Origin of the sequence: Duganella fentianensis (assembly GCF_964031615.1) — a bacterium.
In the GTDB taxonomy this organism is placed as follows: Bacteria; Pseudomonadota; Gammaproteobacteria; order Burkholderiales; family Burkholderiaceae_D; genus Rugamonas; species Rugamonas fentianensis_A.
Genome location: NZ_CAXIQN010000009.1, coordinates 282119 through 301181, shown reverse-complemented (window position 1 = coordinate 301181; position 19063 = coordinate 282119). Strand labels below are relative to the sequence as shown.

The 19063-nt window shown below is 60.5% G+C and carries 11 protein-coding genes; 2 read left to right on the top strand and 9 right to left on the bottom strand.

Translation table 11 applies throughout. From position 1 onward, the window contains the following. Positions 1-3 precede the first annotated feature (3 nt). From ABNT42_RS07235 to cphA (ABNT42_RS07225), 3 genes are all read right to left on the bottom strand, one after another. On the bottom strand, positions 4-1464 hold the full coding sequence (locus ABNT42_RS07235) for a catalase (protein WP_348695899.1): 1461 nt from the start codon (positions 1462-1464) through the stop codon (positions 4-6). Positions 1465-1619: 155 nt separating this feature from the next. Continuing rightward, a complete protein-coding gene (cphA, locus tag ABNT42_RS07230) occupies positions 1620-4190 on the bottom strand; it encodes a cyanophycin synthetase (protein ID WP_348695897.1) in 2571 nt (856 codons plus the stop codon). Positions 4191-4206: 16 nt separating this feature from the next. Then, entirely contained in the window at positions 4207-6372 is a 2166-nt protein-coding gene (cphA, locus tag ABNT42_RS07225; RefSeq protein WP_348695894.1) for a cyanophycin synthetase, read from the bottom strand. Positions 6373-6686: 314 nt separating this feature from the next. On the opposite strand from cphA (ABNT42_RS07225), the gene ABNT42_RS07220 reads away from it, so the two are divergent. Further along, a complete protein-coding gene (locus ABNT42_RS07220; RefSeq protein WP_348695891.1) occupies positions 6687-8945 on the top strand; it encodes an ABC transporter ATP-binding protein in 2259 nt (752 codons plus the stop codon). Positions 8946-8960: 15 nt separating this feature from the next. Next, complete coding sequence (locus tag ABNT42_RS07215; RefSeq protein ID WP_348695889.1) at positions 8961-9428, top strand: DUF1854 domain-containing protein; 468 nt, start codon at positions 8961-8963, stop codon at positions 9426-9428. Positions 9429-9571: 143 nt separating this feature from the next. On the opposite strand, the gene ABNT42_RS07210 is transcribed toward ABNT42_RS07215, so the two are convergent. The 6 genes from ABNT42_RS07210 to ABNT42_RS07185 form a co-directional block, all read right to left on the bottom strand. Beyond that, entirely contained in the window at positions 9572-11143 is a 1572-nt protein-coding gene (locus ABNT42_RS07210) for an oleate hydratase (protein WP_348695887.1), read from the bottom strand. A gap of 219 nt (positions 11144-11362) precedes the next feature. Continuing rightward, positions 11363-12643 (bottom strand): sugar MFS transporter, encoded by a 1281-nt coding sequence (locus ABNT42_RS07205; protein ID WP_348695885.1) that lies wholly within the window; start codon positions 12641-12643, stop codon positions 11363-11365. A 21-nt stretch (positions 12644-12664) separates the two neighbouring features. Then, entirely contained in the window at positions 12665-15214 is a 2550-nt protein-coding gene (locus ABNT42_RS07200) for a glycoside hydrolase family 3 N-terminal domain-containing protein (RefSeq protein WP_348695882.1), read from the bottom strand. A 24-nt stretch (positions 15215-15238) separates the two neighbouring features. Further along, positions 15239-16612 (bottom strand): GH1 family beta-glucosidase, encoded by a 1374-nt coding sequence (locus tag ABNT42_RS07195; protein ID WP_348695879.1) that lies wholly within the window; start codon positions 16610-16612, stop codon positions 15239-15241. Further along, positions 16609-17892 carry a cellulase family glycosylhydrolase gene (locus ABNT42_RS07190; protein WP_348695876.1) on the bottom strand — a complete coding sequence of 428 codons (1284 nt, stop codon included), beginning with the start codon at positions 17890-17892 and terminating at the stop codon, positions 16609-16611. Before ABNT42_RS07190 ends, ABNT42_RS07195 begins: the two co-directional genes overlap by 4 nt. A 77-nt stretch (positions 17893-17969) precedes the next feature. Continuing rightward, the gene (locus ABNT42_RS07185) at positions 17970-18980 is read right to left on the bottom strand and encodes a LacI family DNA-binding transcriptional regulator (protein ID WP_348695873.1); all 1011 of its coding nucleotides are present in this window, start codon (positions 18978-18980) and stop codon (positions 17970-17972) included. Between the last annotated feature and the right edge of the window lie 83 nt (positions 18981-19063).

Here is a 19063-nt window from a genome sequence, read left to right as displayed (position 1 = left end):
CAGTTACAGCGTCACACCGCGCACCTTGAGGGCGGCACGCACACCGGCACCGTAGGCAAGATCGGCCTGATCGAACTGGGCGAGCTGACGCTGGATAATCTCGTCACTGACCTGACTCAGCGGGCCGGCCAGATTATCGAACAGGTTCTGCTGCGCTTGTGGCGACATCAGACGGAACAGATTACCGGCCTGGGTGTAGTCGTCTTCCTGCCCCCGTCCATCGTAGCGCCCTGCGGCTCCCGTCAATTCCAGCGCAGGCTCGCCGTGGCCCATGCCTTGCGGTGCACTGCCCGCTGCCGCCACCGTATCGTAGTTCTGTGCGGCGCCGCCGTTGTAGATCGCCATCGCACCATCGCGCTGCTGGTTGTGGAACGGGCAGCGTGGCGCGTTCACAGGCAGGTGCTGGTGGTTGGTGCCCACGCGGTACAACTGTGCATCGTGGTAGGCGAACAGACGTGCCTGCAGCATCTTGTCCGGCGAGTAGCCCATGCCGGGCACGATGTTGGCTGGCGACAGCGCGGCCTGCTCCACTTCCGCATGGTAGTTGAGCGGATTGCGGTTCAGTTCCATCACGCCCACAGGGATCAGCGGGAAGTCCTTATGCGGCCAGACCTTGGTCAGATCAAACGGATTCCAGCCCGTACGTTCTTCCCACGCTGCCAGCTCCGCTGCCGTGGCCACCTGCAGCTTCACATCCCACTGGGGGAAGTTACCTGCTTCGATGGCGCCGAACAGGTCGCGCTGGGCGTAATCGGGATCGGTACCGGCAATGCGCGTGGCTTCCGCCGCCGACAGATTCTTGATGCCCTGGCGGCTTTTCAGGTGCCACTTCACATATACGCGTTCACCGGCCGCATTAATCAGGCTGAAGGTGTGGCTGCCGAAACCGTCCATGTGGCGGTAGCCATCCGGCGTGCCGCGGTCGGAGAACAGCATGGTGACCTGATGCAGGCTTTCCGGTGCCTTGCTCCAGAAGTCGAACATCATGCTAGGCGACTTCAGATTGGTCTGCGGGCAGCGCTTCTGGGTGTGCACGAAGTCGGGGAACTTGATGCCATCCTTAATGAAGAACATCGGCGTGTTATTGCCCACCAGATCCCAGTTGCCCTGCCCCGTGTAAAAGCGTACTGCGAAACCGCGCGGATCGCGCTCGGTATCGGCACTACCGCGCTCGCCGCCCACGGTAGAGAAGCGCACAAACACATCGGTCTTCTTGCCGATCACGGAGAACAGATCGGCCTTGGTATAGCGGCGGATATCGTGCGTCACAGTGAAAGTGCCATACGCCCCCGAACCTTTGGCGTGCACCACACGCTCAGGGATACGCTCGCGGTTGAAGTGCTGGAGTTTTTCGATCAGGTGGAAGTCTTGCAGCAGTACGGGGCCACGGGGGCCGGCCGTCAGCGAATTCTGGTTATCGGCAACAGGAATACCGGAGGCGGTGGTGATGGTGTTATTAATCATTTCTATTACTCCTCGTTGTTTGATAGTGAAATCATTTTAAACAAGAGGAGTCTATTATAAAAACCAATTATATTTATCGATTCAATAGTTATAGATAATGATCAAGAATAAAAAAAGGGCAGCCTAAGCTGCCCTTGTGCGCGCGAAGAAAACGCTTAGGCTTCTTTAATGCGTTTGGCGATGTGGGCCAGTGCCGCTTCCACCTGATCCACCAGTATCAGGCACAGATCGCCCGGCTGCAGACGCGCCAGCGCCGTATCGATGGCGAGGAACTCGCCAAAGATTTCCTGAATGTGGCTGGTGCGCGGTGCGTTGTTCAGGCCGGAGCGCAGCAGCGCCACCACTTCACCATCACCACGGCCACGCTGGCAGGCGTCTTCGTACAGAATCACATCATCAAAGGCACGACCGAGAATCTCGGTCTGCTGGCGAATATCTTCGTCACGACGGTCGCCCGCGCCCGAAATCACCACGCCACGGCGTTTGGCCGGCATGGTTTCCACTGCCTGCACCAGTGCAAGAATCGCATCCGGATTGTGGCCGTAGTCGGCGATCAGCGTCGCGCCCTTGTAGTCGAACACGTTGAAGCGGCCTGGCGCATTGTGCGCATCGTTGGCGAAGGTTTTCAGACCCAGACGGATCGCATCCCAGCTAATGCCCACGCCCCATGCTGCCGCCACCGAGGCCATCACGTTCTCGACCTGGAAGCCGATGGTGCCATTACGGGTGATCGGCACTTCGCTCAGCGCGATGCGGTGCTGTTCCTGACCTTCAGCTGCGACGATATGACCATCTTCGACATACACAGTACGGCTACCCTGCGCCAGATGGGTGGCGATGACAGGATGACCGCGCTCGGCGCCGAAGAAGATTACTTTGCCACGGCAGTTAGCTGCCATGCCGGCCACGATAGGATCGATGGCGTTCAGCACAGCATAACCACTCTCGCCCACGTTCTGGACGATGACGCGCTTCAGCACGGCCAGATCTTCCACCGTGGTGATGTAGTTCAGCCCCAGATGGTCGCCATTGCCGATGTTGGTCACCACCGCTACCTGGCAGCGGTCATAGGCCAGGCCTTCACGCAGCACACCGCCACGCGCGGTTTCAAATACCGCCGCATCCACATCAGGGTGCAGCAGCACGTTGCGTGCACTGCGCGGACCGCTGCAGTCGCCGCTATCGGTCTGGCGGCCTTCGATGTACACGCCGTCGGTATTGGTCATGCCGGTACGCAGACCGCTAGCGGTCAGCAGGTGGGCAATCAGACGCACGGTCGTAGTCTTGCCGTTGGTGCCGGTCACGGCCACTACGGGGATACGGCCATTGTCGCCCGGTGCAAACATGGTGTTGACGATAGCTTCGCCCACTGCCCGGCCTTTGCCGAACGATGGCGCGATGTGCATACGCAGGCCCGGAGCGGCATTCACTTCCACCACGCCGCCGCGCTGATTCTCGATTGGTTGCAGCACGCTTTCGCATACCACGTCCACCCCGCAGATATCCAGACCGATCATCTGCGCCGCTTCCACGGCACGGGCAGCCACTTCCGGATGCACGTCGTCCGTCACGTCGGTGGCGCTGCCGCCGGTCGACAGATTGGCGTTGTTACGCAGGATCACGCGCTGGCCTTTGGCCGGTACCGAATCCGCTTCCAGATCCTGCAGCGCCAGACGGGCCAGTGCGATATCGTCGAAACGGATCTTGGTCAGCGAAGTCGAGTGACCGCTACCGCGACGAGGATCGGCATTGACGATGTTGACCAGTTCGCGCACCGTGTGCACGCCATCGCCCACCACTTGCGGCGGGTCGCGGCGGGCCGCAGCCACCAGCTTGTTACCGATCACCAGCAGACGGAAATCATGGCCCGGCAGATAGCGCTCGACCATGATGTCGTCGCGGAATTCGCGCGCCGTGTTGAAGGCTTTTTCCAGATGCTCCTTGGTCATCACGTTGACCGTGACGCCCTTGCCCTGATTGCCGTCCTTCGGCTTCACCACCACCGGCAGGCCGATTTCCAGCGCCGCTGCCCAGGCGTCTTCCGCATCTTCCGCCGTGCGGCCGATAGGCACCGGCACACCGGCTGCGTGCAGCAGCTTCTTGGTCAGTTCCTTATCCTGCGCAATGGCTTCGCCGATCGCACTGGTGGTATCCGTTTCGGCGGCCTGAATACGGCGCTGGCGCGAACCCCAGCCGAACATCACCATGCTGCCTTCGGTCAGACGACGGAACGGAATGTCGCGTGCCACCGCAGCGGCCACGATGGCGCCCGTGCTCGGGCCCAGACGCACGTCTTCATCGAGTTCTGCCAGCTCGGCCAGCGCGCCCTTCAGATCGAACGGCGTATCGGCCAGTGCCGCATTGATCAGGTTTTCTGCCAGCGTCATGGCCAGACGGCCTACCGCTTCTTCGCTGTATTCCACTACGGTCTGGTAGATGCCGTCTTCCAGCGTGGCCGTGGTACGGCTGAAGGTAACGGGGCAGCCTGCCTGCGCCTGCAGGCTCAGGGCGGCCACTTCCAGCACACGGGCCATCGGCACATCGCCGGAATGGCCGGTCGGCTGCAGTGCGCCGATGGCCGGGAAGCGCGCATGCAGGCGCTGCTCGAAACCGGCGATACCGGCAATCGAACGCTCCTCAGGCGGGCACGAAACAATAACCTCCACCGCGGTATGGTGGCTCCAGAGATTCGGGCCGCGAAGGGCGCGGGTACGGATGACTTCCATAAATCTGTGTGTTCTCTCAGTGATGTGTTTTTTTCGGGGTCGCCTCGAAGGTGCGCAGACCGGCGCCGATCAGATCCGGCGTCAGGCCCAGCGCCCATGCGGCAGCAATCGCAGCCAGCACGGCTTCCGGCGGTACCAGTGGCGACAGCGGCAGCGTCGCCACGTCCACACTGCCCTCACCCAGCACGATGCGGTCGGCACGCTGGAACACCACGCGGCCGGCTTCCTGACGGTGGGCAGCAATGGCGGCCAGATGCTCGTCCACGCCGTAGAAAATCACTGCGCCGTCGCACAGTTCGGCCATTTCGACCACCTGTTCGTCGGCGGCATTCAGCACCGCAGCACCACTCGGCAGGATCACATCGACCTGCGTGCGCAGCACGTTGTACAGCTTGTCGGCGCTATCGATATAGAAATCGCTGACGTCTTCGAAATCGCTGACGTCGGTCACTACGCCTACGGCGCACTTGTCGTAGGCCAGACCTTCGCTGAGGATCATGCGGGCGCTGGCTTCGAATACGCCCGCTTCCACGCTCTTGTTGAGCAACATGCGCTCGCCCGTTTCCCAGTCCGTCAGGCCATCACGGGGCAGCAGACGGCCATTGACGAACAGGCCATCGGCGCAGCTCAGGCCCGTCTTCTTGCCGCTGATCTGCAGCAGCCAGGCGATGATGCGCGCCGTCATGGTGGTGCCGTGTTTGCCGGCGATGCCGACGATAGGCATGCGGCCATCCTGCTCCGGTGCGAACAGATGGTCAACGATCGCTTCGCCCACATTGCGCGGTTCGCCCACGGCAGGCTTCAGGTGCGCCAGCAGACCGGGGCTGGCATTGACTTCGATAATCGCGCCGCCCTGCTCTTCCAGCGGACGGGTAATGTCGCTTGCCACCAGATCGATACCGGCGATATCGAGACCGACCACGCGTGCTGCCAGCGTGGCCATAGCCGCCACCTGCGGGTGCACTTTATCGGTCACGTCGATGGCCACATTGCCGTTCGGCTGGATCAGCACTTTGAAACCGGCGGCTGGCACCGATTGCGTGGTCAGATTCTGACGTTCCAGTTCCAGCAGAATTTCCGGACTCTTTTCCGGCGTGACCAGCCCCAGCGGGTGGTCTTCCGTTTCGCCGCGGCGCGGATCGATATTGATCTGCAGGTTGCACAGTTCGACGATGTTGGATTTGCCGTCGCCCGTCACCCACAGCGATTCGCCGGCAGCCGCAGCCACCATGCGTTTGCCCACCACCAGCAGGCGGTGTTCGTCGCCGGGGATGAAACGCTCGACGATAACGTTCTTGCTACCGCCGCGCAGCGCCGCCACATCGTAGGCCGCCGCTACTTCTTCCGGCGAATTCAGATTGAGCGAAACGCCGCGGCCATGGTTGCCATCGTAAGGCTTCACTGCGACAGGCATACCGATATCCTTGGCTGCTTCGGCCGCCGCTTCACGGTTGGTCACCAGTTCACCTTCCGGCACGGGCACGCCGCACGAGGACAGTAGCGACTTGGTCAGATCCTTGTCGCTGGCAATGCCTTCGGCAATCGCGCTGGTATCTTCCGTTTCGGCGGTCCAGATGCGGCGCTGGCGTGCACCATGGCCCAGTTGCACCAGATTGCCGTCGGTCAGACGGATGAATGGAATCTTGCGGACGCCGGCAGCATCGACGATATTGCCCGTGCTCGGGCCCAGGCACAGACGCTCGACCATATCGGTCAGCTTGGCCACGGTGGCATCGAGGTCGTACGGACGGTCTTCGATCATCGCCATCAACAGGTCGCGGCCAGCGGCCAGCGCAGCGCGGCCCACCCGTTCCTGACGGGTGCGGAAAGCCATCTTGTACAGGCCCGTATCTTCACCGATCTGGCGGGTCTTGCCGAAGCCGGTCTTCATGCCAGCCAGATTCTGCAACTCCAGCACCACGTGCTCAAGAATGTGACCAGCGTAGGTACCGTCGCGCAGACGTTCGAGGAAACCACCGTGTTCGCCCACACCGCAACGGTGCACGATCAGCCCCGGCAGGATCGCCGTCAGGCGCTCGTACAGACCGGGCAGCAGGTGCGAGGGGTAGTTTTCCAGTTCACCGATATCGAGCCAGGCTTCAATCACCGGACGATAGGTCCAGATATTCGGTCCGCGCAGATACGTCACGCGCAGAATGTCGATGTCTTTCTTCTTGATCATGTTTCTATTCTTGTGTCTTTGTTATCAGCCGTGGCCTACCCGCGCCGTATTTTAACCCCTGAACTACTGCTTGCTGCCAAATAGCACCGGTTGTACCTGTGGCTTCGATCAAGTTCATCAAGCTGTTTCAGCGTTTATGTCTGTGCGTTATACTTGCCGCCAATACAAAACACCGGTATTTACTTGTTTTCCGTCAAAACTGTGACAAATGACAGAATACCGTAAATACGCACTTATATCAGCCGCAACAGGGCGCTGGCAGAGTGAATATTTTGCCTAGTCCCCATCTTTTCCCTTCCGGAGTACGCTGCACAATGACAACTGAACAACTTTCCTCCGCCGCTAGCGCTAGCGAACTGCCCGAGCGCTGGCGTACCGAGATACAGGCACAACTTTCCAAAGGGGAAAACGTTGTAAGTGCCCTGGAGGTTGACTTGGATGCGCAACTTCGTTTTTCGAAGGGCATGCTGGTGCTCACCGAGCAGCGTCTGCTGGCGCGCGCACCGGGAGAGAAAAATTGGCAAGATTGGCATTTCACCAAATCGCTGCGTCTGCAGCATCACGACCATGCGGGCGTCGGCCACATCGAACTGCTCAATGACGAAGGCCGGCTCGGCGCATGGCGTTTCACGCTGGGGCAGAATCTGCAGGCCATCCGTCTGGTGGAACAGTTCGAAGCCCACCTCGATAGCCACGCTACCGGCCTGCCAGTAGTGCGCGAAGAGGCCAACGTCTGCCCGAGCTGCAAGGCGCCGCTGGAACCGGAACAGGAAGAATGCCCGATCTGCACCAAGGTGGTGTACACCCCGCCGTCGACATGGACGCTGTTCCGCCTGTGGCGCTTCGCCCGTCCGTACCGCTGGCAGCTGGCACTGGGCTTCACGCTGATGCTGCTCAGTACCAGCGCCCACATGATTCCGCCGTATCTGACCCGTCCGCTGATGGACAATGTGCTGATCCCTTACCAGAACGGCCAGCCCGTCGATACCAATCTGGTCACGCTGTACATGAGCGGCCTGCTCGGTTCGGCCATCCTCGCGTGGATACTGGGCTGGGGTAAGACCTACGTGCTGGCACTGGTGTCCGAGCGCATCGGCGCCGACCTGCGCACCACTACCTACGAACACCTGCTCAAGCTGTCGCTCGAATACTTCGGCGGCAAACGTACGGGCGATCTGATGTCGCGTATCGGTAGCGAGAGTGACCGTATCTGCGTGTTCCTGTCGCTGCACCTTCTGGACTTCGCCTCCGACTGCCTGATGATCATCATGACGGGCGTGATCCTGTTCACCATCGATCCGTGGATGGCCGCGATTACGCTGCTGCCGCTGCCGTTCATTGCGTGGATCATCCATGTGGTGCGCGACCGTCTGCGCACGGGCTTCGAAAAGATCGACCGCGTGTGGGGCGAAGTGACCAACGTGCTGGCCGATACCATCCCCGGCATCCGCGTTGTGAAAGCGTTTGCGCAGGAAGACCGCGAAGCCAACCGCTTCCGCACCGCCAACAAGCACAATCTGGCCGTCAACGATAAACTCAACAAGATCTGGTCGCTGTTCTCGCCTACCGTGTCGTTCCTGACCGAGATCGGCCTGCTGGTGATCTGGGTGTTCGGTATCTATCAAGTCTCCAAAGGCCACATCACGGTCGGTGTACTGAGTTTATTCATTTCGTATTCGAGCCGTTTCTACGGCCGTCTCGACTCGATGAGCCGTATCGTCTCCGTGACGCAGAAATCTGCATCGGCCGCCAAGCGTATCTTCGACATTCTCGACCACGTTTCCTCGGTGCCGGAACCGGCCAATCCCGTCAAACTGGGCAAAGTGGAAGGCAATATCACCCTGCGCGAAGTGGGCTTCCGCTACGGTAACCGCGCCGTCAACCGCAGCATCAATCTGAACATCAAAGCGGGCGAAATGGTGGGTCTGGTGGGTCACTCCGGTTCCGGCAAATCCACGCTGGTCAACCTGATCTGCCGCTTCTACGATGTGGCCGAAGGCGCCATCATGCTCGATGGTGTAGACATCCGCTCGTTCGCCGTATCCGACTACCGCCGCAATATCGGTCTGGTGCTACAGGAGCCCTTCCTGTTCTTCGGCACCATTGCCGAGAATCTGGCCTATGGCAAACCGGATGCCACCCGCGCCGAAATCATCGCCGCAGCGCGCGCCGCGCATGCGCACGAATTCATTCTGCGTCTGCCGCAGGGTTACGATTCGATGGTGGGCGAACGTGGTCAGGGTCTGTCCGGCGGCGAGCGCCAGCGCATCTCGATTGCGCGTGCCCTGCTGATCGATCCTAAGATTCTGATCCTCGACGAAGCCACGGCCTCGGTGGACTCGGAAACGGAAAAAGAGATCCAGCGCGCACTGGAGAATCTGGTACAGGGCCGCACCACCATTGCGATTGCACACCGCCTGTCCACGCTGCAGAAGGCCGACCGCCTGATCGTGCTCGATCGCGGCGAAGTGGTAGAGGAAGGCCCGCACGACGAGCTGATGGCACTGGAAGGCGCCTACTACCGCCTGTATCAGGCGCAGGCACGCAATGCCGCCACCCTGGCCGAAGAATAAGCAGAGAACCGACTCATGACGACACAATTCAAACTGACCCGCAACGCCTTCGGCAAGCTGATATTGACCACGCCGGAAGGCGAGGTGCATGAAGGCGTAGCGCCTGTGCGCGCCTTTCCTGTGCAGGCGCCGGAAGACGGCATCTCGCTAGTCAATACCGATGGCAAGGAAGTGGGCTGGATAGACCGCATCGAAGACCTCGAAGCGCAGGCGGGCGCACTGGTGCGCGAAGAACTGGCGGGGCGCGAGTTCATGCCGGAGATCAGCCGCATCCACAACGTCACCAGCTATGCTACGCCGTGCACGTGGACGGTGACGACCGATCGCGGCGAAACGGAATTCGTGCTGCGCGGTGAAGAAGATATCCGCCGCCTGACCGTCGATACGCTCTTGATCTCCGACATCCACGGCATCCACTTCCTCGTACGCGACCTGCGCGAACTAGACAAGCACAGCAAAAAAATCCTCGACCGCTTCCTCTAATCCGGCGGGGTCACCGGCGGGGTCAGGTCGGGCAAACGGCAGGGGTCAGGTCGGGCAATGGTGCGCTTCTTGAGAAAAGTCAAAGAATGCACCAACGCCCGACCTGACCCCTGCACTTTGCCCGACCTGACCCCGTTTTCTGGCTAGCGGAAGGCTTTCACTAGGGTTTCCAGCTTCACCTTCAACGATTTGTCGTAGTGGCTCACTGGTGGCACTTCGCGTTTCACGTTCAGCAGTTCATACACGGCCATCTGCGCCGCCCGCACCGAATATTCCACCGTGAACACTACGTCTTCCGGTATCTCGACGAACTGGCTGACAAAGGCCAGATTGCGCGAGTTGGTCGGCACTGGCAGCGGACGGTCGCTCTTGAAGCGTGGCATGAACATGCTGGTGATGTAAGGCATACGGCATGGGATGCAGTTCGCCTTTTCCATGATCTCCATGTCGAAGTTCAGGTGGCCGCATAGTTCGCGCAGAATTTCTTCGCCCGTGCAATCGGCCATAGGCTTAGCGACGAAATTACCCACGCGGTCTGGATGCAGCGCATAGCCCCAGAATACCTGCACCCCCTCCGGCTGACCGGCAAAGTGCGGCTGGTGCGCCAGCACCACCGACATCAGCCAGTTGGAATCCTTGAACGTCACCAGCCCGCCCGTACCATCGGTATTGCCAGTGAACTGCTCCATCTTGTCAAAGAAAGCCGGATCTTTCAGCGTAACAGTGAACGACTCCCACCACGATTCGGGAATGCTGGCATTGAAGGCCGCAGGATTGCCGAACTGGGGACGATCCACCGCCAGCTTTTCCCACAGCGCCCAACCCTGACTATGACGCTTGTCCAGTTTGGGCGGTGCGCTATGCATGCTGCCGAAGCTCGATGCATCCGTCATCGAACCATTCTGGAAGAACACCAGATCCTGCGGGCGTACCTCGATAACCTCTGCTACGCCGTCACGCACGCAGCGCAGTCGCTCGGCAATCGTATTGCCGCCATCTTCATCCAGTTCGATGTCTTCCACTTTGCAGTTGTGCACCACGCGCACGCCCTGCTCCTGCAGCCATTGCTGCAGCGGACGCACCAGCGAATCGTACTGGTTGTAGACGGTGCGCTTCACACCGGCCAGCGTTTCGATGCGCGAGAACTCCATCATGAAGCGATGCAGGTAGCGCTTGAATTCCACTGCGCTATGCCACGGCTGGAAGGCAAAGGTGGTGGCCCACATGTACCAGAATTTGGTGTCGAAGAATTCCGGCGAGAGCCAGTCGGTGATGGGCGTGTTGCCTAGCTTTTCTTCGTCCGCTTCAGCCAGCGCCATCAGTTCGGCGCGCTCGTGCATATTGAAGCCCATAGACGATACGTTCAGGCGGAAGCGATTGCGATCCACCAGCCGTGCCTTCGAGTGCGACTTGTGCATCTCGTTAAAGGCGATGGTTTCGTCATACACGCTCTGGCCCACGTGTTCCAGCGACGGGATGCTTTTGAACAGATCCCACGTACATTCGTAGTTGTCGGTAGTGAGCATGCGGCCGCCGCGCAGGGTGTAGCCGGTGTCCGCATTGCCGCCGCCATCCAGACTGCCGCCCGCTAAAGGCGCTGCCTCGAAAATGGTGATATCGCTGCCTGCCACGCCGGCATCGCGGATCATGAAGGCCGCGGCGGCGAGGTTACCGATACCGCCACCGACCAGATATGCTTTGATGGAATCACTCATGACACTGCCCTTCTTCGTAAAATTCATAGAGAGGCAATCATGATAGTGCGCTGCACAAGACAAAAATTGGGAGGCCGCACTCTAAAGCACGGTTTCCATGCGCCAGATCAAAAAAGCAAAATAATAGAGGCAGTTTAAAAAAACGGGGTCAGGTCGGGCAAGGTGTCGATACTTGAGAATTCTCAAACATTGACACCTTGCCCGACCTGACCCTAGGGTTTATTCGTCGTACATATTCGCGTATTTCAGGCCGAAGTAGAGGATGAAAGTGTAGCAGGCGGCCGGTACCACGAAGGAGGTCTGCAGGCTGATGCTGTCAGCCAGCAGGCCTTGCGCGAACGGCACCAGTGCGCCGCCGACGATGGCCATGCACAGCAAGCCGGAGCCCTGCCCCGTCAGCGGGCCCAGTTTGTTCAGCGCCATCGAGAAGATGGTGGGGAACATGATGGAGTTAAACAGGCCCACTGCCAGCATGGCCCACATGGCTACGGAGCCGCTGCCGAAGATGCCCAGCAATACCAGCACGATCACGGCCGCCGCATTGAAGGCCAGCGCCTTGCCGGGGCTGATGTAGCGCATAGCGGCGAAGCCGATGAAACGGCCCACCATGGCGCCGCCCCAGTAGTAGCTGACATAAGGCGCCGCATCGGAAGCCGACAAGCCGGCCACTTTGGCATCGCCGAGGAAGTTGATCAGGAAGCTGCCGATGCTGACTTCACCGCCCACATAGAGGAAGATGGCAATCGCGCCCAGCACCAGATGGCGCTGCTGCAGCACTTGCGACCAGCCACCTGTGGCAGCCTGCTCGCCATCGACGATTTTAGGCAGGCGCGCCATGGCAAACAGTACGGCCAGCAGCAGTAAGGCTGCCGCCAGCGCCAGATATGGCCCCTGCACGGCAGCGGCCTGCGTGGCATGGTAGGCCGCCAGCTGCTCGCTGCTTTGCTTGGCCAGATCTTCCGCGCTCATCACGCCTCCTGCCAGTATCAGCATGCCGCCCAGCGTAGGCGCCACGGTGGTGCCCAGCGAGTTGAAGGCCTGCGTCAGCGTCAGACGGCTCGATGCCGTCTGCGCGTCACCGAGCACGGTCACGTAAGGATTGGCTGCCACCTGCAGGATGGTGATGCCACCTGCCAGTACGAAGAAGGCGATCAGGAACAGTGTGTAGCCGCTGGTAGCTGCCGGATAAAACAGCGCACAGCCTGCAGCGGCGATGGTCAGCCCCGCGACTGCACCATGCTGGTAGCCGATCTTCTTGATCAGCATACCGGCCGGTATCGAGACGATGAAGTAGGCGCCGAAGAAGCAGAACTGTACCAGCATGGCCTGTACGTAGCTCAGCGTATAGACGGCTTTCAGGTGGGGAATCAGCACGTCATTGAGCGACGTGAGCAGCCCCCACATGAAGAACAGGATGGTGACGATGACCAGCGGGCCGGTATTGCTGGCCCCCTGCGCCGCCTCGCCGCGCAGCGGCATGCTAGAGGAATGGTGTTCCATGATTCTGTATTCTCCGTCTGATTATTTGAAGTCGCCGCACTTGAGTGCATCAGCATCTTTGGCCGCACCGCCGACGATCTGCACGTTGGCGAAGCTGGCGCTGAAGGCTGCATCGGCCGCCACGCTGAACGGCACGCTGATCGCCGTCAGTGCTGCGCCGCGCGCGCTGAAGCAGGCCAGCGGCATTTTAACCGTCTGCTTTTCTTTACCAGCCAGACGCTGGAAGACGGCGCTGGCATCGAGCTCCGTGCCGTCCACGCCCACTGCCACTTTGCCTTGCGGTGCGCTGGCAACGATCACGTCAAACTGCAGCGCCGCATCCTGACTGGCGTAGGCTGGCAGCGGCGCCGCTTTGGCGGCCTGCGCTTCCAGCTTGGCAGCACCCGTCCATGTCAGGCGCTTGGCATCCTGCTGGGTATTCACCTGCGCCGTTTCCACTTTCACGGTAGGCAGATTGAATACGGTGTTCAGGTCAGCGCCCAGTGCTACCCGCTGGCCGGCGCTGCTCACATACAGCGCATAGGTGGAACGGTCGGCCGGTGCGTAGATCGGCATGGCGGTGGTCTTGCCGCAGCCTCCTGCAGGGTAGCTGGCATCGAGCTGCGGCACGCTGGCCTTGCTCTGGTAAGTCAGGCCATAGCCAAATTTGAACAGTGGATCATATTTGGCATCGCCCACGTTGAGCGGCGACTGGCAGGCCGACTTGGGCCACGAGAACGATAGCTTGCCGCGGAAGTCAGCATTGACTTTGCCATCGGCTTTGCGGAATAGCACATCGGCCACGCCCTTGCCTTCGGTACCTGGCAGCCATGCAGCCACAAAGCTGTCCGACAGATTCAGCAGATCGTTCACATACATCGGACGGCCAGACATAAGCACCGTGACGACCGGCTTGCCTTTGCCTGCTACGGCCTGCAGCACCGCCAGATCTTCCGGATGACGGCCGGACAGACGCAGCGTGCCGGATGGGCCGATGTCGCCGTCGCCTTCTGCATACGGGGTTTCGCCGATGACGGCAATCACGGCATCGAACTGCGCCACATCGACACCGGCAGCGTTCTCGCTAAAGGTCACATTTGCCTTGCCTACGGCATCCTGTATGCCGGCGAGGATGCTGTCGCTGACGGCATAATCGGAGTTTTTGTTATCGGTGCCCTGCCACGTCAGCGACCAGCCACCGGACTGGTTGGCCAGATTGTCGGCGCTCTTGCCAACCACCAGTACCTTCTTGCCGCGTGCCAGCGGCAGCACGCCGCCGTTATTCTTTAGCAGCACCAGCGATTCACGCACAGCCTGGCGTGCCAGCGCGCGCGCCTGCAGCGCTTCCTGCTTGCCGGCAAAGGCATTCTGCGATGGCTTCTTGCCATCGAACAGACCTGCGCGCAGTTTCACGCGCAGAATGCGGGTCACGGCGTCGTCGATACGGGCCATCGGGATCTGGCCTTTTTCTACCTGCGCGATGGTATTGGCGATAAAGGTTTTCCAGTGCTCGGGCACCATCACCATGTCAACACCGGCGTTGATCGACGCAGGGCAGCTATCGACCGTGCAGCCGGGCACTTCGTCGATCGCATTCCAGTCGCTGACGATCAGGCCATCAAAGCCCATCTTGGTTTTCAGCGCATCGGTCAGCAGCGCTTTACTGCCGTGCATCTTGCCGTAATCAACACCGCCATCCACATCGTTCCAGCTATTAAAGGATGCCATCACCGTCTGTACGCCAGCCTGCAGCGCCGGATAGTAGCCCTGCGCATGGATGTTCAGCATGTCGGCCTTGCTGGCACGGTTCACGCCGCGGTCTTTACCTTCTGCCGTACCGCCATCGCCGATGAAGTGCTTGGCCGTGGCCACTACGGTGTTATCCGATGTCAGATCGCCCTGCAGGCCCTGCACGTAGGCGGCAGCATAGTCTTTGACGATGGCAGGATCTTCCGAGAAGCTCTCGTAGGTGCGGCCCCAGCGATCATCGCGCACCACCGCCAGCGTCGGTGCAAATACCCAGTCGATGCCCGTAGCGCGCACGGCTTTGGCCACTGCCTGTGCCATCTCGCCGATCAGCTTCTTGTCGCGCGCCGCACCGAGACCGATGTTATGCGGGAACAGCGTGGCGCCGTACATATTGCTATTGCCGTGCATCGCATCGATGCCCCAGATGACGGGAATCTGCACCTTCATATCTGTGCTCATGGAAGCGTCGTAATAGGCATCGGCCAGCTTTACCCAGTCCGCTGCCGTTGCATACTTGTTCCCCTGCGGCCAGCTACCGCCGCCATTCAGCACGGAACCGATGTAGTACTCGCGCACCTGCTCTGGCGTGATGAATTTGATTTCCGGCTGGGTGATCTGGCCCACTTTCTGCGCCAGCGTCATGCCCGCCACGATCTGCGCGATGCGCGCTTCCATCGCCTTGTCCTGCTTGACGGCGCTGGTGATGTGCGGCCAGTCCTTGAGCGGTGCATTGGCGGCAGCATAAGCGCTCGCGGTAGCGGTAACAACAGCGCCGGCGCTCAGCGCCAGCGTGGCGGCCAGCACAGCACGGCGCATCAGGTAGTTGTGTGGAGTGGTCTTCATGGTTTTGCTGTCTCCTTGTGAGATTTAGTTTTGTGCGCCGTGCAGAAAAGCGCTGTACCAGTGGCCGCTATGCTTGAGCGTGCGCTCCTGCGTTGCGTAGTCGATATAGGTCAGGCCGAAGCGCCGCAGATAGCCTTCTGCCCATTCAAAATTATCCAGCAGACTCCATGCAAAATAGCCGCGGATATTACCACCTGCGGCTATCGCATCGCGCATCGCCGCCAGATGGCGAATCAGGTAATCGCGCCGCTGCACGTCGTCGATGCTGCCATCGGCACTGACCTGATCTTCGTAGGTCGAGCCGTTTTCCGTGATGTACAGCGGGCCGGTCGGATAGTCGCGCGCAATCCGCGCCAGCAGTTCCACCATGCCCTGCGGTGCCACTTCCCAGCCGAAGGCCGTGCGTTCACGCCCCTCCGGATGGATGATGGCGCTACGCAGCGGATAATGTTCCGGCGCATCGCGTACCACTTCGGGGAAGTAGTAGTTCACGCCGAGGAAATCCAGCGGCGCCGCAATGGCTTCCATATCGCCCGCTTCGATGCGCGGTGCATCCTCGCCCACCAGTTCCAGTACCTGCGCCGGATAGCCGCGTCCATACAATGGATCGAGGAACCAGCGGTTGCGTAGACCATCGTGGCGCTGCACGGCTGCCTGATCTTCTGCGCTGGCGCTGGCCGCATGGATAGGATGCAGGCTAAGCGCAATCCCAACCTGCGCATCCGCCACATTGGCGCGGATCAGCGCTACGGCGCGACCATGCGACACCATCACATGGTGACAGACCTGCAGCGCCAGCGGCAGGCTGCGCTTGCCCGGTGCGTGCATGCCGTCCCAGTTGCCGTGCATGGCCGTGCACCACGGTTCGTTATGGGTGATCCAGTGACGCACACGATCGCCCAGATGGCGCGTCACCACATCCACGTAGTGCAGATAGGCGCTGATCGTGGCACGGTTTTCCCAGCCGCCCTGATCCTGCAGATATTGCGGCAGGTCCCAGTGGTACAGCGTGCACCAAGGCTGCAGGCCGCGCGCCAGCATGCCATCCACTAGCTTGGAATAGAACTCCAGCCCCTTGGCATTCGGCTCTGCGTCGACACCGTTGAAAATACGCGGCCACGCAATCGAGAAACGGTAGGCATTCAGTCCCATGGACTGGGCCAGATCCAGATCCTGTTCCCAGCGATGGTAGTGATCGCACGCTACCGCGCCGGTACTGCCATCGCGCACCTTGCCGGCCGTGGCGCTGAAGGTGTCCCAGATCGAAGGCACGCGACCATCGAGCGTGGCCGCACCTTCGATCTGATAGGACGAGGTGGAAACGCCCCAGACAAAATCGTCGGAAAAATCGGCGCGCCGGAGCGTCATGGGCAGGTCTTTAAATATCGGTGTCTTCATTTTTTATTGTTGAATGGTGTGGGCGGTACAGAGGCATTCATCCAGTGCTGTGCGCCGTCGATGGCTTCATACGGCACGCTGCCAAACTGGCGGAACAAATTTTCGATTTCAGCCAGCGAGGCCGTATTGAAATCGATGGATGAAATTTTTGCGCCGCGGGCATTGGTCACCAGTCCCCAGGTACCGTCGCCCTGCCCGCCCTGATTGCTGACGACTTTATAGGCCCATGCAGTAGCAGCCCAGCCTTGCGCGCTATAGGTGTCGTAGCTGACGCGCATGATCTGGCCACCCAGCTCCGGTCCCATAAAAGCCCACGGCTGGAACTCGCCCACGAAGAAGGCGGCATCGCGCTCCTTCAGCTTGCGCTGCCATTCGCACACGCCGCTGTTGCCGTCGCTGCCGCACTGCAGCCAGTCACGGTGTACCTTCAGGCCCGGCTTACCCCAGCCGAAATGGCCCGGATACGGATGCATCTCGATAGCCACATTGTGCTGGCCGTGTTCGGCCGGTTTGCCGTAGGCGTCGAAGCCGAGGTTATGGCCGGGCAGGATAATCACATGATTGGGGTCGACTGCGCGGATTGCCTGATACAGCGTATCCATCACCTTGGCCAGATGTTCGGGCGTGGTGCCCCACGGCTCGTTGAGGATGCTGTAGCCAGCCACGGCGCCACGGTCCTTGTAGCGCGCCGCGATCTGCTGCCACAGCCAGATAGTGCGCTGCTGGTATTCCGCGTTACTCCAGTACTGGTTCTTGCCCGCGCAGCCGCTGTGATGTTCCCAGCCCTGACTGCCCACCGCGCCATGCAGATCGAGTACCACGTAGATGCCGCGCCGCTCGGCCGCGGCAATGGCCTGATCCAGATAATGCCACGCGTCGGCGCGTAGCTGGTAAGGCTGCTTTTCATCTTCCAGCACGCTGTAGATGAATGGCAGGCGCACCAGATTGAGCTTCATCTGCGGCAGCAGATCCCAGTCGCGTTCAGTGATCCAGTTGTCGCGGAACAGGCGGTACAGGCGTTCGCGCTCGGCGTAGCCGAAGCGGCGATCCAGCACGGCCTCCAGTTTACACTGGTCATCGATGCCGGCACTGCCCTGCCCCATCATCCAGAATTCCTGCATCAGGTAGTTGCCGAAGTTAATTCCACGCAGCGCCACCGGCTGGCCGGCTGCATCGAGCCAGCGCCCGCCTTGCGTATGCAGCATGGGCAGCGGTTGCGCCCATGCTGGCAGCAAAGCCGCCAGCATGCCGACGGCGCACAGCAAACGCTTGGTGAACATGGCCACTCCTTATGATGGAATCGTTTCCAATAACAACGCAAAAAAAGGGCAATCCTCACTGCCCTTACCACTGCCTATCAGGTTCGCGCCGCGCTCAGCGAGGCCCGCTCAGCCACATGCAACTGGTACTGCCGCTCCACCGGCCGCTGCATGTCGTAGCAGCGGTTAAGTAGAAAATTCAAGCCGTTCAGCGTCATCTCGCTCCACGGTATGTGCACGCTGGTCAGGCGCGGCGCGGTAAATTCCGCGCTATGGGTGTCGTCGTAACCGAGCACCGACACCTGCTGCGGTACCGCCACGCCAGCCTGCTGGAAGCACGACAGCGCGCCCACCGCCATTTCATCGTTGGCACAGAATACTGCGGTAAATTCATAGCCCGACTTGAGCAGACGCTCGGCACAGGCCCAGCCACCTTCCGGCGAAAAATCACCGTCTTCCATCCACACAGATGCGGGGGCAATGCCTGCCGCTTCCAGTTCCGCCATAAAACCGGCAATCCGCGCCTGATTGTCAGCGGCCGCTGCACGGCCAGCAATGACAGCAATCTTGCGGTGCTGCTGCGCCAGCAAAGTCTGCGCGGCCAGTTGGCCACCGGCTTCATGGTCCACCGTAAAACACTGCTCGGCGATACTGGCGAATGCGTGGTTAATCACCACCACCCGCGCCTGAAACGGCCCCAGTGCCGCAAAGTCCTCTTCTTCCAGCGAGTTGGTCATGACAATCAGACCGTCGCTACCGCGCTCGATCAGGAAGTTCATCCCTTCGATGGCCTGCTGGCGCGCATCGCCTTCGCCGACACCGAACGCCACCACCATATTCAGACCGGCCGCCCGCAGCGCCGTATAGATCGACTGCAGGATCGGCGTGTAGAACGTCCCGCTCAGATAGGGAATATACACCCCGATCATCTGCGAACTACCGGACAGCAGCGTGCGCGCCGCGTGCGAGGGGCGGAAATCCAGCTCCTCGATGGCCTTGCGTACTTTTTCCAGCGTGGCCGGCGATACCGAGCCTTTACCGCTGATCACCCGCGACGCCGTGCCCAGCCCTACTCCCGCCAGGCGGGCTACGTCTTTAATGGTTGCCACGAGTTCCTCTGTCCGTTCAGTCTATGCGGCGGCAAGCATACCGCATGGCCTGCCGCCATGACAAGCAGCCATACCCGGCCCGC